This is a genomic window from Neisseria sp. CCUG17229 (genome assembly GCF_047839235.1).
In the GTDB taxonomy this organism is placed as follows: Bacteria; Pseudomonadota; Gammaproteobacteria; order Burkholderiales; family Neisseriaceae; genus Neisseria; species Neisseria brasiliensis.
The window spans coordinates 1,874,804-1,889,132 of the sequence record NZ_CP181247.1; the positions used below are offsets into that span (position 1 = coordinate 1,874,804).

Annotated in this window: 17 protein-coding genes; all 17 read left to right on the forward strand. The window is 50.8% G+C overall.

Annotated features, from left to right (window positions below; translation table 11 throughout):
• Window positions 1–108 precede the first annotated feature (108 nt).
• Window positions 109–876, forward strand: coding sequence for an imidazole glycerol phosphate synthase subunit HisF (gene hisF, locus ACM67B_RS08945; RefSeq protein ID WP_416190555.1), 768 nt, complete (start codon window positions 109–111; stop codon window positions 874–876).
• A gap of 115 nt (window positions 877–991) precedes the next feature.
• A complete protein-coding gene (locus ACM67B_RS08950) occupies window positions 992–1,756 on the forward strand; it encodes a sulfite exporter TauE/SafE family protein (protein WP_416189319.1) in 765 nt (254 codons plus the stop codon).
• Between the two features lie 71 nt (window positions 1,757–1,827).
• The gene (gene hisI, locus ACM67B_RS08955) at window positions 1,828–2,229 is read left to right on the forward strand and encodes a phosphoribosyl-AMP cyclohydrolase (protein ID WP_416189320.1); all 402 of its coding nucleotides are present in this window, start codon (window positions 1,828–1,830) and stop codon (window positions 2,227–2,229) included.
• A 76-nt stretch (window positions 2,230–2,305) separates the two neighbouring features.
• Window positions 2,306–2,629 (forward strand): phosphoribosyl-ATP diphosphatase, encoded by a 324-nt coding sequence (locus ACM67B_RS08960; protein ID WP_416189321.1) that lies wholly within the window; start codon window positions 2,306–2,308, stop codon window positions 2,627–2,629.
• Between the two features lie 73 nt (window positions 2,630–2,702).
• The gene (locus tag ACM67B_RS08965) at window positions 2,703–3,026 is read left to right on the forward strand and encodes a histidine triad nucleotide-binding protein (protein ID WP_416190556.1); all 324 of its coding nucleotides are present in this window, start codon (window positions 2,703–2,705) and stop codon (window positions 3,024–3,026) included.
• A 49-nt stretch (window positions 3,027–3,075) separates the two neighbouring features.
• On the forward strand, window positions 3,076–3,273 hold the full coding sequence (gene tatA, locus ACM67B_RS08970; RefSeq protein ID WP_095502883.1) for a Sec-independent protein translocase subunit TatA: 198 nt from the start codon (window positions 3,076–3,078) through the stop codon (window positions 3,271–3,273).
• Between the two features lie 3 nt (window positions 3,274–3,276).
• Window positions 3,277–3,960 carry a Sec-independent protein translocase protein TatB gene (gene tatB, locus ACM67B_RS08975; protein ID WP_416189322.1) on the forward strand — a complete coding sequence of 228 codons (684 nt, stop codon included), beginning with the start codon at window positions 3,277–3,279 and terminating at the stop codon, window positions 3,958–3,960.
• A gap of 7 nt (window positions 3,961–3,967) precedes the next feature.
• On the forward strand, window positions 3,968–4,753 hold the full coding sequence (tatC, locus tag ACM67B_RS08980) for a twin-arginine translocase subunit TatC (protein ID WP_416189323.1): 786 nt from the start codon (window positions 3,968–3,970) through the stop codon (window positions 4,751–4,753).
• Between the two features lie 269 nt (window positions 4,754–5,022).
• Window positions 5,023–5,382 carry a DUF2069 domain-containing protein gene (locus ACM67B_RS08985; protein WP_416189324.1) on the forward strand — a complete coding sequence of 120 codons (360 nt, stop codon included), beginning with the start codon at window positions 5,023–5,025 and terminating at the stop codon, window positions 5,380–5,382.
• Complete coding sequence (locus ACM67B_RS08990; RefSeq protein ID WP_416189325.1) at window positions 5,382–7,217, forward strand: Wzy polymerase domain-containing protein; 1,836 nt, start codon at window positions 5,382–5,384, stop codon at window positions 7,215–7,217. The genes ACM67B_RS08985 and ACM67B_RS08990 overlap by 1 nt, the downstream gene beginning before the upstream one ends.
• A gap of 213 nt (window positions 7,218–7,430) precedes the next feature.
• Window positions 7,431–8,108 carry a two-component system response regulator MisR gene (gene misR, locus ACM67B_RS08995; protein WP_416189326.1) on the forward strand — a complete coding sequence of 226 codons (678 nt, stop codon included), beginning with the start codon at window positions 7,431–7,433 and terminating at the stop codon, window positions 8,106–8,108.
• 12 nt (window positions 8,109–8,120) lie between these two features.
• Window positions 8,121–9,533 carry an ATP-binding protein gene (locus ACM67B_RS09000; protein WP_416189327.1) on the forward strand — a complete coding sequence of 471 codons (1,413 nt, stop codon included), beginning with the start codon at window positions 8,121–8,123 and terminating at the stop codon, window positions 9,531–9,533.
• An 85-nt stretch (window positions 9,534–9,618) separates the two neighbouring features.
• Window positions 9,619–12,054 carry a GNAT family N-acetyltransferase gene (locus ACM67B_RS09005; RefSeq protein ID WP_416189328.1) on the forward strand — a complete coding sequence of 812 codons (2,436 nt, stop codon included), beginning with the start codon at window positions 9,619–9,621 and terminating at the stop codon, window positions 12,052–12,054.
• A 77-nt stretch (window positions 12,055–12,131) separates the two neighbouring features.
• Window positions 12,132–12,380 (forward strand): 30S ribosomal protein S16, encoded by a 249-nt coding sequence (rpsP, locus tag ACM67B_RS09010; RefSeq protein WP_416189329.1) that lies wholly within the window; start codon window positions 12,132–12,134, stop codon window positions 12,378–12,380.
• A gap of 16 nt (window positions 12,381–12,396) precedes the next feature.
• Window positions 12,397–12,906, forward strand: a complete 510-nt coding sequence (gene rimM / locus ACM67B_RS09015; RefSeq protein ID WP_416189330.1) for a ribosome maturation factor RimM — start codon at window positions 12,397–12,399, stop codon at window positions 12,904–12,906.
• Window positions 12,906–13,655: a tRNA (guanosine(37)-N1)-methyltransferase TrmD gene (gene trmD, locus ACM67B_RS09020; RefSeq protein WP_416189331.1), complete on the forward strand. Its 750-nt coding sequence runs from the start codon at window positions 12,906–12,908 to the stop codon at window positions 13,653–13,655. Before rimM ends, trmD begins: the two co-directional genes overlap by 1 nt.
• Window positions 13,656–13,668: 13 nt before the next feature.
• Entirely contained in the window at window positions 13,669–14,034 is a 366-nt protein-coding gene (gene rplS, locus ACM67B_RS09025; protein WP_095503711.1) for a 50S ribosomal protein L19, read from the forward strand.
• Window positions 14,035–14,329 lie beyond the last annotated feature (295 nt).

Genomic DNA, 14,329 nt, shown 5'->3' on the forward strand with positions numbered 1-14,329 from the left:
TGAGTCAGGGCGCGTAGTGATAGTTACCTACCGCCCTGTCACACTTAATGGCTTTGCCGCCACACCAAAGCGGCAGGCAAAGCAGTATTATTGATGGGAAACCTTTCAATGGCATTGGCAAAACGCATTATCCCCTGCTTAGACGTCGATAACGGCCGCGTGGTCAAAGGCGTCAATTTTCTCGGCCTGCGCGATGCGGGCAACCCGATTGACGTCGCCAAACGCTACAACGATGAAGGTGCCGATGAGCTGACCTTTCTCGACATCACCGCCTCTTCCGACAACCGCGACACCATTTTGCATGTAATTGAAGAGGTGGCATCGCAAGTGTTCATTCCGCTTACCGTCGGCGGCGGCGTGCGCTCGGTGGCCGATGTGCGCCGTCTGCTCAATGCTGGTGCGGATAAAGCCAGTATCAACACCGCAGCTGTGACCAATCCTGATTTGGTCAACGAAGCCAGCGGCTTTTTTGGTTCGCAAGCGATTGTGGTGGCCATCGATGCCAAGGCGGTCAATCTTGAAAACACCCGCTGGGAAATTTTCACCCACGGCGGCCGCAAACCGACCGGCTTAGACGCAGTAGAATGGGCGGTGGAAATGCAAAAACGCGGTGCCGGCGAAATCCTGCTCACCAGCATGGATCGCGATGGCACCAAAATCGGCTTCAACCTGCCGCTTACCCGCGCCATTTCCGAAGCGGTTGATATTCCGGTGATTGCGTCCGGCGGCGTGGGCAATGTACAACACTTAATCGACGGCGTGAAAGAAGGCAAAGCCGATGCGGTGTTGGCAGCGAGTATCTTCCACTTCGGCGAAGTCAGCATTCACGAAGCCAAATTGGCGATGCAGGCAGCAGGGATTGAAGTGCGACTTTAAAGTTTCAGACGGCCTGCCGGTATATTGCCAACAAGCCGTCTGAATACATTCTATTCAAGTAAACATTCCATCCTGAATATCACGCCGTCTGGAACCCAACACACACACCACGCTTATGGAAATCGATTTCACCTTAGGGCAATATTTGCTCATCGGCTTTTTAGGTATCGTCGCCGGTATCATCAACATGATGGCAGGCGGTGGCTCAAACCTGATTTTGCCGGTGTTGATGATGTTCGGTGTGCCGGCCGATGTCGCCAACGGCACCAACCGCGTCGGCGTGTTGCTGCAATCTGTCTCCGGCACCCACGGCTTTCACAAAGCAGGCAAGCTACCCACGCACGATTTGCGCGGCATTATGGTGCCGATGATGTTCGGTGGCGTGGCCGGTGCCTTGTTTGCTTCTTTTGCGCCTGTAGCTATTTTGAAGCCTTTGCTATTGCTGACCATGCTCGGCGTGGCGGCGGTGGTAGCATTCAAGCCAAGCTTATTGCTGCACGAACCGGGTACGCAACCGATTCGGGTTGCCGACAAACCCAATTCGCGTTACGCTTTGTTTCTGGTCGGCATGTACGGTGGCTTTGTGCAAGCGGCAGCAGGCTTTTTGCTGTTGCCCGCGTTGGCCGGTTTGCTGAAATACGATTTGGTGCGCGCCAATGCGCTGAAAGTCTGCTGCACATTGGGCTTCACCGCCGTGGCCTTGGCGATTTTCGTGGCGCGCGGCCAAGTGATGTGGGATGTGGGTTTGGTGCTGGCTTTATCCAGCGCGTTGGGCGCACGTTTGGGCGTGAAAACCGCCATCAAGCTGCAACCCGAAACCCTGCGCAAAATCCTGTTTGCCATGACCTTGGCCGCCGTGGTGTTGGCCTTTTTGAAATAATTTTTTAGGCCGTCTGAAAACTTGTTATCACTTTTGATCACCTTTCAGACGGCCTGTCAGGATATTCCGACATGAACACAGACACCCTACTTTCCGCCGTCAAATTCGATGAAAAAGGCTTGGTGTGCGCCATCGCGCAAGATTGGCAAAGCGGCCGCGTGTTGATGGTGGCGTGGATGAACGCCGAAGCAGCCGCCAAAACCGCCGAAACCGGTTTTGCCCACTATTACAGCCGCAGCCGCCAAAAGCAATGGATGAAAGGCGAAGAATCCGGCCACACGCAAAAAGTACACGAGCTGCGCTTGGATTGCGACGGCGATGCGATTGTGATGCTGATTGAGCAACACGGCGGCATTGCCTGTCATACCGGCCGCGAAAGCTGTTTCTACCAAAAATGGGACGGCAGCCAATGGCAAACCGTCGATGCCGTGTTGAAAGATGAAAACGAGATTTACGGCCATAGCCATTCTTAATTTCATATCACAATGCTTGCAGCTTTTCAGATCGTCTGAAAATATTCAGACGATCTCCCCAACAAACGGAATCTTTATGAGCAACAATGTATTAAGCGAAATTCAAAACGTAATTGATTCGCGCAAGGGTCAGAATCCTGAAGAATCTTATGTCGCCCAGCTTTTGCATAAAGGCGAAGACAAAATTCTGAAAAAAGTCATCGAAGAAGCAGGCGAAGTATTAATGGCGTCGAAAGATGGCAAAGCAGAACACTTGGTTTACGAAACCGCTGATTTGTGGTTTCACAGCATGGTTTTGCTGGCACACCACGGTTTGCGCGTCGAAGATGTGATTGCCGAACTTGCGCGCCGTCAAGGTTTGTCGGGATTAGTGGAAAAAGCCGCTCGCACAGACCAGTGAAACTGTATTACAATCAGCCCTATTCGATTTCATGCCGTCTGAAAGTTCAGACGGCCGCATTGGAGTGATACCCGTGAGCGACTGCATTTTCTGTAAAATCGTGGATAAACAAATCCCTTCCGCCAGCGTCTATGAAGATACCGATATGTTGTGTTTCAAAGACATCAACCCGTCTGCACCCGTGCATCTGCTGCTGATTCCCAAAGTGCATTTCGACTCGCTGGCACATGCCCAAGCCGAGCACGAAACATTGTTGGGCAAAATGATGCTGAAAGTGCCGCAAATCGCACAAGAAGCGGGCTTGACCAACGGTTTCAAAACCTTAATCAACACCGGCAAAGGCGGCGGACAAGAAGTTTTCCATCTGCACATCCACATCATGGGCACGCCGGCCTGATTATCGGCACGACCGAATTTAACCATTTCAAAAATCAAAGGAATTTACCATGGGTAGCTTTTCTATCTGGCACTGGATTATCGTATTGGTCATCGTGGTTTTGGTGTTTGGCACCAAAAAACTGCGCAACGTCGGCAAAGACTTGGGCGGCGCGGTGCACGACTTTAAAAAAGGTTTGAACGAAGGCGACGAAAAAGCCAACAAAGACGAAGTCATCGAACACAAAAAAGAAGAAGACAAAGTCTAATCCATGTTTGATTTCGGTTTAAGCGAACTCCTGCTGCTTGGCGTGATTGCGCTGATTGTGCTGGGGCCCGAGCGTCTGCCCAAAGCTGCGCGTACCGCCGGCCAATTGGTTGGTAAGCTGCAGCGTTTGGTCAGCAACGTGAAGCAAGAACTCAGCGTACAAGTTGAGCTGGAAGAATTGCGCAAGGCCAAGCAGGAATTTGAATCGGCAGCGGATCAGTTGCGCAACGAAATGAAGGAAGTCGGCAACGAAGCACAAAGCAGTCTGAATAGCATTTCAGACGGCCTCAAGCCTTGGGAGCGACTGCCTGAACAACGTGTGCCCGATGATTTTAAGGCCGATGAAAACGGCATTTTACTGCCCGAAATCAAAGATGATAAGGTCAATCCAAATGCCGAACCGGTTGAATTTTTAGACGAAAACGGTCAGCCGATTGCGCCGCCGACACCCGATATTGCCGAAGCCGCGCAAGACACTAAAGCACATGATACCGATCAATTGTGGCGCGATTACCTGACTTCGGCCAACACATCATACCAAGCGCCGGAAGTCAGCTATGTGGAAACCACGCCTACCTATTCTCTCGGCATGCATACGGCTACCCTGCGCAAACAGGCTATGCAACGCAAACGCGATATGCGTCCGAAATTCCGCGCCAAACCGAAACTTCGTGTCCGTAAAAAGTGAGTAAACGGTGTCTGATACGCCCATCCAACCATCCGAACCTACGACCCAGCCCTTAATTGAGCACCTGCTCGAGCTGCGCCGCCGCCTGATGTGGATCATCATTGGCCTATTGGTCTGCTTTCTGGCGCTGATGCCGTTTTCGCAAACGCTGTATTCGTTTGTTGCGCAGCCGCTGATGGCCAGCCTGCCAAAAGACACCAGCATGATTGCCACTGATGTGATTGCGCCGTTTTTCGTGCCGGTGAAAGTCACCTTGATGGCGGCTTTTTTGGTGTCGCTGCCGCATACGCTGTATCAGGTTTGGGCGTTTGTCGCACCGGCGCTGTATCAAAATGAAAAACGCCTGATTACGCCTTTGGTGCTGTCGAGCTTTATCCTGTTTTTCGTCGGCATGGCCTTTGCTTATTACTTGGTCTTTCCGGTGATTTTCCAATTTTTGGCCAGCGTGACCCCTGTCGGCGTGAACATGGCCACTGACATCGACAAATATTTGTCGTTTATTTTGGGCATGTTTGTCGCGTTCGGCACCACGTTTGAAGTGCCGGTGGTGGTGGTCTTATTGGCGCGCATGGGCATTGTCGATACGGCGCAACTCAAGCTCGCGCGCCCTTATGTGATTGTCGGCGCGTTTGTGATTGCCGCCATCATCACGCCGCCGGATGTGATTTCGCAAATCTTGCTCGCCGTGCCGCTGATTATTCTGTATGAAGCGGGCATTTGGTTCAGCCGTTTTACCAAACCGCTTGAACACGAAAACTCAGACGACGAAGCGCAACCGCCTGCCCAAGTTTGAGGCATTGTTCACATTCATTCATAGGCCGTCTGAAAGTAAACCATGGAACTTTCAGGCGGCCTTTTACGGTCTGATGGCAGGTTAAGACTTTTGCAAAACCCCAGATTTGAGTGCAGTTCGAAGTTGAATCAGCGCAGAAAGCGCAGACATATCACCTAGATAGGCAAGCTTTCGAGCAGCGCATAACGAAGAAATGTGCCAAAGATAGGGATTTTGCAAAGGTCTCAGGTTGTATAACGCATTACCTGCTGCTTTAAAGTGATTTAAACATGAAAAATTCTGCCAAACATTGGTCTTATTACGCTGCCGCCATCAGCTTGATTGCGCTGATTATCATCTGCGTGGCTTGGGAATTGTGGATTGCGCCGTTGCGCCCGGGGGGCTCGTGGCTGGCCTTGAAAGCCCTGCCCTTATGTTTGCCGCTGGCCGGTATTTTGAAAGGCAAGGTTTACACCTACCAATACAGCTGTATGTTGATTTTGATTTATTTCGCCGAAGCGTTTATGCGGATTTTTGATGCCGTACCGGCCAGCCGTGTGTGTGCGGCCTTGGCGGCGGTATGCTGCGTGGTGTTTTTTATTGCCTGCCTGTTTTTTATTAAAGACGCCCAACGAAAGGCAGCAGTCTGATGTATCAGCGTTTTTCAGACGGCCTTAAGAGCAAATGGCATACCCGCCTGCTGCCGGTATGGTTGGCGTTTTTGTGGATAAGCATTGCGCCGTTTGTGTCACTTTACCGCATCGGCCCTTTATCCAGCTTTTATCTGGAAGCCGCTTCGCTATTGGGTGCGGTGGTGTTTGTGTTGGCAACAGCATGCTACGGCTTGCTTAACGTGCGCCTTTCTACCGCCGGTGTGGCATTTTTGATACTGGCCGCCTTTTGGTGGCTGCAAGCCCGTTTTTTGGATCTGACCTACCCCGGCATGAGCGACATGGTAGTGTGGACATTTGTGATTTTGGCCTTGACCGCATGGGCAGTGCGCGGTTGGGTAGCGGAATACGGGCAGGAGCGTATCGTTACCGTGTTTGCATGGTCACTTTTGTTCGGTGCATTGATTCAGGGGGCCATCGCGTTTATGCAGTTTAAAGGCTGGGCAGGCGCGGAAATATTCAAAGGCATTTTGGCCTATGGCGGCAGCAACAATGTCAGCGGCCAACTCGGCCAGCGCAACCATCTCGGCCACTATCTGATGTGGGGCGTGTTGTGCGCCGCCTATCTGTGGGCGATGCGCAAAATGCCGAACTGGTTGGGCATTGTGCTGGTGATATTGCTCACCTGCATTCTCGGCTTAGTTAACTCGCGCACCATTCTTACTTATGTTATCGGCGTGGGCATCCTGCTGCCGTTTTGGCGCCTCGCAGCCGGTCGTGAAGCCAACCGCTTGGTTGGGATTATCGCATTTACACTCGTCTGCGTAGTGGTGTTCCAATTTTCCATGGGCATGCTGCTCGAATTATTCAGCAATGCCAATTACGAAACCGCGGTTAAACGTGCTGCCAACAGCGGCTTTGAAGGCTCTGCCCGCGAAACCGAATGGCGTAAAGCTTGGCTTGCATTTCAATCCGCCCCATGGCTTGGTCATGGCTGGAATGGCTATGCCTTACAAGGCTTCTTAATACATGCCGAACTCAAACACTATAGCAACAATATTCTCGGCGTGTTGTTTACCCATTCCCATAATATTGTATTGCAACTCTTGGCCGAAGTCGGCATCGTCGGCACCCTACTGGTAGCATTGAGCCTACTGGTAGCCGTTTGGCGCATGCTGGTACGTCCGTATCACGCTGCTTCCTTGTTGCTCTTGGCCTTGATGACGGTATCCCTGTGCCACAGCATGTTGGAATACCCACTTTGGTATATCTATTTTCTGGTGCCGTTCGGCTTGATGGTTTCGCTGTCGCCTGCACGCTATCAAGATATTTCAGACGGCCCTGTCGCAGCCAAACGCCGCAATTATGTCGGGGGCTTGGCAGCCATTTTACTGATTGGTGGCATTTTGAATCTGGGCTGGGCCTACACCGATTTGGTTGATTACAGCCGCCGGCCTAAAACCGAAGCCGCAACTGAAGCCAGCCGTAAAATCGAGGGGCTTAAACGCATCGCCGAGCAGCAACCCATGCTACGTTACTACGCCGAATTAAGCCTGACCCGCCGTGCCGATCCGACCGATCCAGTGATTCAACCTTGGGCAGAACAAGCTGCGCTGAATGCGCTCACCTACCGCCCTTACGCCAACGCGCATCAAGTCGGCCTTTACCGCTACCGCAAAGGCGAAACCCAAGCTGGTGCACAATGGATGCAGGCCATGTATTATTACTTTCCGTATATGATGTCGTTTTACGAAAGCAAAATCCGTGCGCACCAAGCATTCGCGCCATTATTACCAACGCTGTTATCGGCCTGCCAAACCTTCCAAGCAAACCCGAAACACAGCACCGCCAAACCTTGCGGCAAAGCAAAATAATCGGCATATTCCCTTTTCAGACGGCCTATTGTTTCCAATAGGCCGTCTGAAATGTAAAGGCCTTTACATTCATTGCAAAAAAGCGCAAAAGCATAGAAAAAGAAGCTATCAACAATAATGCAATGCGTGTTAAGATAAGTGCTATTCTTGATTCACTGCTTTTGTTAATAACCAAACAAAGGCAGCGCATACAACCACCGAAAAGGAATTCTCATGAGCCGCGTACTATTGGTAGATGACGACGCTTTATTGACCGAACTGTTAACCGAATACCTGACCGCCGAAGGCCTGAACGTACACAGCGTTCCCGATGGAGAGGCCGGTGTACAGGAAATCTTATCGGGTCAATACGACGTGGTCGTATTGGATTCCATGATGCCGAAAATGAACGGCTTGGATGTTTTGAAAAACGTCCGCACCCAAAGCACCGTACCGGTCATCATGTTGACCGCCAAAGGTGACGACATCGACCGCATCATCGGTTTGGAAATGGGCGCAGACGACTATGTACCAAAACCTTGCACCCCACGCGAATTGTTGGCGCGCATCAACGCGATTCTGCGCCGCGCACAAAACAATGCCGAGCAAAACAATACGCCAAACAGCATTGCCGTAAGCGATGTGGTGCTGTATCCGGCCAAACGCCAAGCCACCATCAAAGACACCCCGTTGGAATTGACCAGCACCGAATTTAACCTGCTGGAAGTATTGATGCGTCATGCCGGCCAAGTCGTGAGCAAAGAGACCTTGTCTGTTGAAGCCTTAGACCGCAAACTGGCCAAATTCGACCGTAGCATCGACGTGCATATTTCCAGCATCCGCCACAAATTGGGCGATGCTTCGTTGATTCAAACCGTGCGTGGCTTGGGCTATTTGTTTGTTAAAAACTAAGATTCAGTCCCCATGAAACTGTTTCAACGCATATTCGCCACATTTTGCGCTGTAATTATCTGCGCAATCTTTGTGGCGAGTTTTTCATTTTGGCTGATGCAAAACACCTTGGCCGAAAACCAGTTTAATCAACGCCGTACCATCGAAACGACGTTGATGAACAGTATTGTTTCCGCGTTCAAATCACGCGGCGATGCCGGTGCGCGCGAGATTTTGTTCGAATGGAAAGACAGCCCCGTATCCAACGGTGTTTTTGTCATTCTCGGCGACAACAAACGCGATATTCTCGACCGCGACATCGACGCCAAAATGATTGAGCGCGCCCGCGCCTTTGCCATCAACAATCCGAAATCGGATTTGGCGCACATCGAATACGACCGATTCGGCGAAGAATATCTCTTCTTCGTGCGCGGCTGGGACAATCAACAGGCGCAACGTTTGCCAAGCCCGTTGTTCATTCCCGGCTTACCGCTGCCGCCAATTTGGCATGAATTCATCATCCTTTCCTTCATCATTCTGGTCGGTTTGCTGACTGCCTACATCTTGGCGGCCAACATCACCAAGCCCATCCGTATTTTGGGTAAAGGCATGAATCGCGTGGCCAATGGCGATTTGGAAACGCGTATTTCGCAACAAGTTGACGATCGTGATGATGAATTGTCGCACTTGGCACAGCAATTCGACAAAATGGCGGAAAAACTGCAAAAGCTGGTCGCCAAAGAGCGTCACCTGCTGCACCACGTTTCCCACGAAATGCGCTCGCCGCTGGCACGCATGCAGGCCATTGTCGGCCTGATTCAAGCGCAGCCACAAAAGCAGGATCAATACCTGAAACGCTTGGAAGGCGAATTAACGCGTATGGATACCTTGGTGGGCGAGTTACTGACTCTGTCGCGCTTGGAAACGTCCAACATGCCGCTGGAAAAGGAAAACCTGAAACTGGTTCCTTTCTTGACCAACTTAGTGGAAGACAGCCAAAGCGTAGCGCAACAAAACCATCAGTCCGTCACCTTACAAATTCAAGGCAAAATTCCGGAAACCGCCACTGTGTCGGCCAACGAAAGCTATTTATATCGCGCGTTTGACAATGTGATTCGCAATGCCATGAATTACAGCCCTGAAGGCAGCGACATCAAAGTCAACATCGGCCAAGACAGTAAAAACTGGATTGTGAATATTACCGACAACGGCCCAGGCGTAGATGAAATGCAATTACCGCACATTTTCACCGCGTTTTACCGCGCCGACTCCAGCGCCAGCAAACCGGGCACCGGCCTAGGCTTGGCTTTGGCCAAACACATTGTCGAGCAGCACAACGGTAAAATTATCGCCGAAAATGTCAAACCCAACGGCTTGAACATGCGTTTCATTTTCCCGAAAACTAAACCTTCCGGTGAAAAAAGCAAAAACGCTGCGGCGGTATAAACCCATCAAGGCCGTCTGAAAATACCTTTGTTTTCAGACGGCCTTTTTCTCATTAACGCAACCGATTTCACACGAAAGCACCCTCATGAATACACAGCCCATGCCCGGCTATTTTTTCATGCCGCAACACATCATCTTGGTTGGCGCGAGCGAACGGCCACACACTTTGGGCGAACGCATCTTAACTGCGCTTTTGGGTTCTTCGTTTCAAGGCGAAATCACGCCGGTCAATTTGCGCCACAAAACCGTGGCCGGTTTGCCTGCCTACCCGAATTTAAACAAAATCGACGGCCAAGCCGACTTGGTGATTGCCGTCACCCCGCCCGACAGCTACGAAACGCTGTTTAAAACCTGCCGTAAAAAGCAGCTTCATCACTTGATTTTGATTCAAGACTGGGAAAGCCTTAGCGAAGAAGATTGGCAAACCGCCCGCCAAGCGATTCAAAAGCACCACGGGCAAGAATTAAACATCAGCGTGTGCAGCCCTGCCGGTATTCAATTGCCCACCCAAGGGCTAAACACCGGCCTGTTGCCCGATTTTCCGGCCGGTCATGTTGCGCTGTTGACCGGACAAGCAGCAGTCAGCAGCGAAATCGATGCCATGTTGCGGCGTATGCAGCAAGGTGTTTCACGCCATATCAGCCTAAATTACGACCTTAGCCCTACTTCTGCCGCCGATTGGATCAACCGCTTCGGCCACAACCGCCATACGCGCATCGCTGTGGTGCAGCATAACCCTGCCGAAAATCAGCGCAAACTGTTCAGCGCCATCCGCCACTTTGCCCGCCACACCCCAATTATCGTGCATTGTACTCATGCCGTGGACGATACCGAACGCGCCATTTTAGAAAGCCTAAGCCGCCACTGCAATTTCCTGCTGACACTCAACCACAACGAATTGGCTGCCGCGCTACATGCCCGTTTATCCGACATCAAACCAAGTAACCAACTCACCGCACTGGGCAACACGCCGATTGGCTGGTTACAACCAATTGCCGCTGAAATGGGCATCCAATTAACCCTGCCGTCTGAAAAAACCAATCTGCAAAACGGTTATCTGGGCAGCATACCTACCGCCGCGCATTACCGCAGCATGGCCGCGCAACAATTGCAGCAAAACCACACCCAAGCCCTGCTCGCGGTAATTGCACCGAGCGCCGAGCACAATGAAACCGCCATCGGTAAAATGCTGAATCATTTGGCCAAACAAACCGATAAGCCCTTGCTTGTCAGCAGCCATGTTTCAGACGGCCTGTTACATTTCCCCAACCCCGAACAAGCCTTACAAACCTTGTATTTACGCAATGTTGCTGCGCGTTTGCAACAGATACAGCATGAAATCGCACCGGCTAAATCAGGCCGTCTGAAAAACATCGACGGCGAAGCTGTTGCCGCGGCCAAAGACCATGCTAAAAACTTAGCGGCCGCACTGCATCTGCCTGCCTATCAAAATGGCAACACTTATCCTTTGGTCAAACTGACTTTCAGACGGCATCCCCAATACGGTGCCATCATCAGCGCAGCCGACCTAAACCGTACCATCGCCGTGCTGCCACCGTTTACCACGCTCGATACGGCACGTCTTTTGCGTTTTGCCGACTTAAACCGCTATCAAGATGCTATTGAGCAATTTGTACACAGCATGAATGCCTTGGTGCAGAATCCCGAGCTGTTCAACGGCGAAATCATCCTGAATATCAGCAGCAACCAAATCAGCAGCGATTTCAGATGGCCCACCCAACCTGCGCCTGCCTCGCACAAAAACAGCAGGCCGTCTGAAAAAACTGTCGAAAAACCAAGTCTGCCGACTGCCGATGGTTTCAACCACCGCATGCAGGCCGCCGCCGAATTCCTACGCTACAGCAATGCCCGTGCCAGCGAATTTATCCGCACCACCAGCGAAGTAGCTGCCGAATTTTGGCATCAAAAAAACAACACCGACAAACCCAAACCGGCAGAAAACGTGCTCGCCCCTTATCCGGCCGATTATCCAAGCGAAATTAAATTAAAAAACGGGCAAACCGTATCGGTTCGCCCGTTTGAGCCCGAAGATGCCGAAGCCAAACAGCAATTTATCCGCCGATTGTCACCGCAGTCACGCTACACCCGCTTCATGACTCGCACCAACGCGCTACCACAACCGACACTTGCCCGATTCAGCAAGCTCGATTACCACAGCGAAGGCGCATGGATTGCCGAAAATTCAGACGGCCTGATTGTCGCCGTCAGCCGCTTCAGCCGCCTGACCCGCGATGAATGTGAATTCGGCATTACCCTTTCTGAAGACATGCGCAGCAGCGGTTTGGCGCACGAAATGATGCAACTGATTATCCGATTAGCAACACAACAGGGCTACCAAAGCATGAGTGCGGAAATCCTAAAAGAAAACACCGCCATGCTGAAATTGGCCGAAAAATCAGGCTTTAGCCTAATGGAATCGGAGCAGGACAAAAATCTTTACCAAGCTAAACTCAACCTTTTACCAACCGAAGAGCAAAGCAAGGAGAAGTTTAGGCAATAAACACTTGCCTAAACACCACAAACTAACCTAAAATAAACAGTTTCTATATCTCCGAATTTATCAAAAGGACTCAAAAAATGGTAGTTATCCGTTTGGCTCGCAGTGGCTCTAAACACCGCCCTTTCTACAACATCGTGGTTGCTGATTCGCGCAACCGTCGCGACGGCCGCTTCATCGAGCGCGTTGGCTTCTACAACCCAGTTGCCAACGAAAAACAAGAACGCGTACGCTTGGCTACTGACCGCCTGAACCACTGGATCGGTCAAGGCGCGCAAGTTAGCGAAGCCGTTGCCAAATTGGTTAAAGAGCAAAAAGCTGCTGCTTAATTAACCTCATATTGCCATGACAGACACGCAACAATGGGTAGCCATGGGCTACATTAAAGGCGTATTCGGCGTCAAAGGCTGGCTCAAAATCGCCGCCAACACCGAATACACCGACAGCCTGCTGGACTACCCGCAATGGCAGTTACGCAAAGACGGCGAAATCCTGACCGTCACCATCGAAGCCGGTAAAGCCGTCGGCGATGAATTACAGGTAAAATTCGAAGGTATCGATGACCGCGACCAAGCATTTTTGCTGCGCGGTTATACCATCGAAATCCCCCGCTCCGAATTTGCCCCGACTGAAGAAGATGAATTCTACTGGGCGGATTTAGTGGGCATGACCGTTGTCAATCAAGAAGGCTTGACTTTAGGTACGGTCAAAAACCTGATGGAAACCGGTGCCAATGATGTCTTGGTGATTCACGGCGAATACGGTCAAAAGCTGATTCCGTTTGTGTCTCAATACGTTGGAAACGTAGATGCCGACAAGCAAACCATCACCGTTGACTGGGGCTTGGATTACTGATGTTGATTCAAAGCATCACCCTATTTCCGGAAATGTTTGACAGCATTACCGAATACGGCGTGACCGGTCGGGCAAGAAAGCAGAATTTATGGCAATTTAATGCCATTAATCCGCGCCAATTTGCCGACAACAAACTCGGCTACATCGATGACCGCCCTTTTGGCGGCGGCCCGGGCATGATTATGCAGGCGCCTCCGTTACAAGCCGCAATCGATGAAGCGAAAAAAAACAGCCCAAGCAACAGCAAAGTGATTTACCTCAGCCCGCAAGGCGCATTGTTCAACCATCAAAAAGCGGTTGAATTGGCGCAGTCAGACAGCCTGATTTTATTGTGTGGCCGCTATGAAGGTATTGACGAACGCTTGTTGCAACACAGCGTTGACGAAGAAATCAGCATGGGCGATTTTGTCGTTTCCGGCGGCGAACTGCCGGCAATGATGCTGATGGACGCGGTATTAAGATTTGTACCCGGTGTATTGGGCGATATTCAGTCTGCCGAGCAGGATTCGTTTTCAGACGGCCTGTTAGACTACCCACATTACACCAAACCTTTAGAATTTCAAGGCATGGCCGTGCCGGATGTTTTGCGTTCGGGCAACCATGCATTGATTGCCGAGTGGCGCTTGAAACAATCGCTGCAACGCACGTTAGCGCGCAGACCGGATCTTCTGGAAAAGCGCAGTTTAATCCCAAAGGAAACCCGCCTCTTACAAGAAATCTTGGCAGAGCAACGGGAAATCCAATCATAATCTAGGAAAAACAATGAACCTGATTCAACAATTAGAGCAAGAAGAAATCGCTCGTTTGAACAAAGAAATCCCTGAATTTGCACCGGGTGACACCGTAGTCGTGTCTGTACGCGTGGTAGAGGGTACCCGTAGCCGTTTGCAAGCTTACGAAGGCGTGGTAATTGCCCGTCGTAACCGTGGCTTGAACAGCAACTTCATCGTACGCAAAATCTCTAGCGGTGAAGGCGTTGAGCGTACTTTCCAACTGTACTCTCCAAACGTTGAAAAAATCGAAGTGAAACGCCGTGGTGACGTTCGCCGCGCGAAACTGTACTACTTGCGTGGTCTGACTGGTAAAGCAGCCCGTATTAAAGAAAAATTGCCTGCTCGTAAAGGTTAATTTACCTGATTTGAACCCGCTTTTTAATAAAGCGGGTTTTTTATTGTCTGTTTTTGCTACTCTATCTATAGGTTATCCGCTAGTTTCAAATATTATCAATTAGATTTCCCTAGTTATCTAGTGCAGCCCCAAATTAAAATCTGATACCTTTGCAGAATCCTAGATTTGAGTGTAGCTCAAAGTTGCATCAGTAGTCTCATCTATACCCCCCAACGTTCACAATTCCCTGTTTCAGAATTTTCCGGCTTAAAATCAAACAGCTCAAAGCATAAAAGCCCTTATCAAATCTAACTTA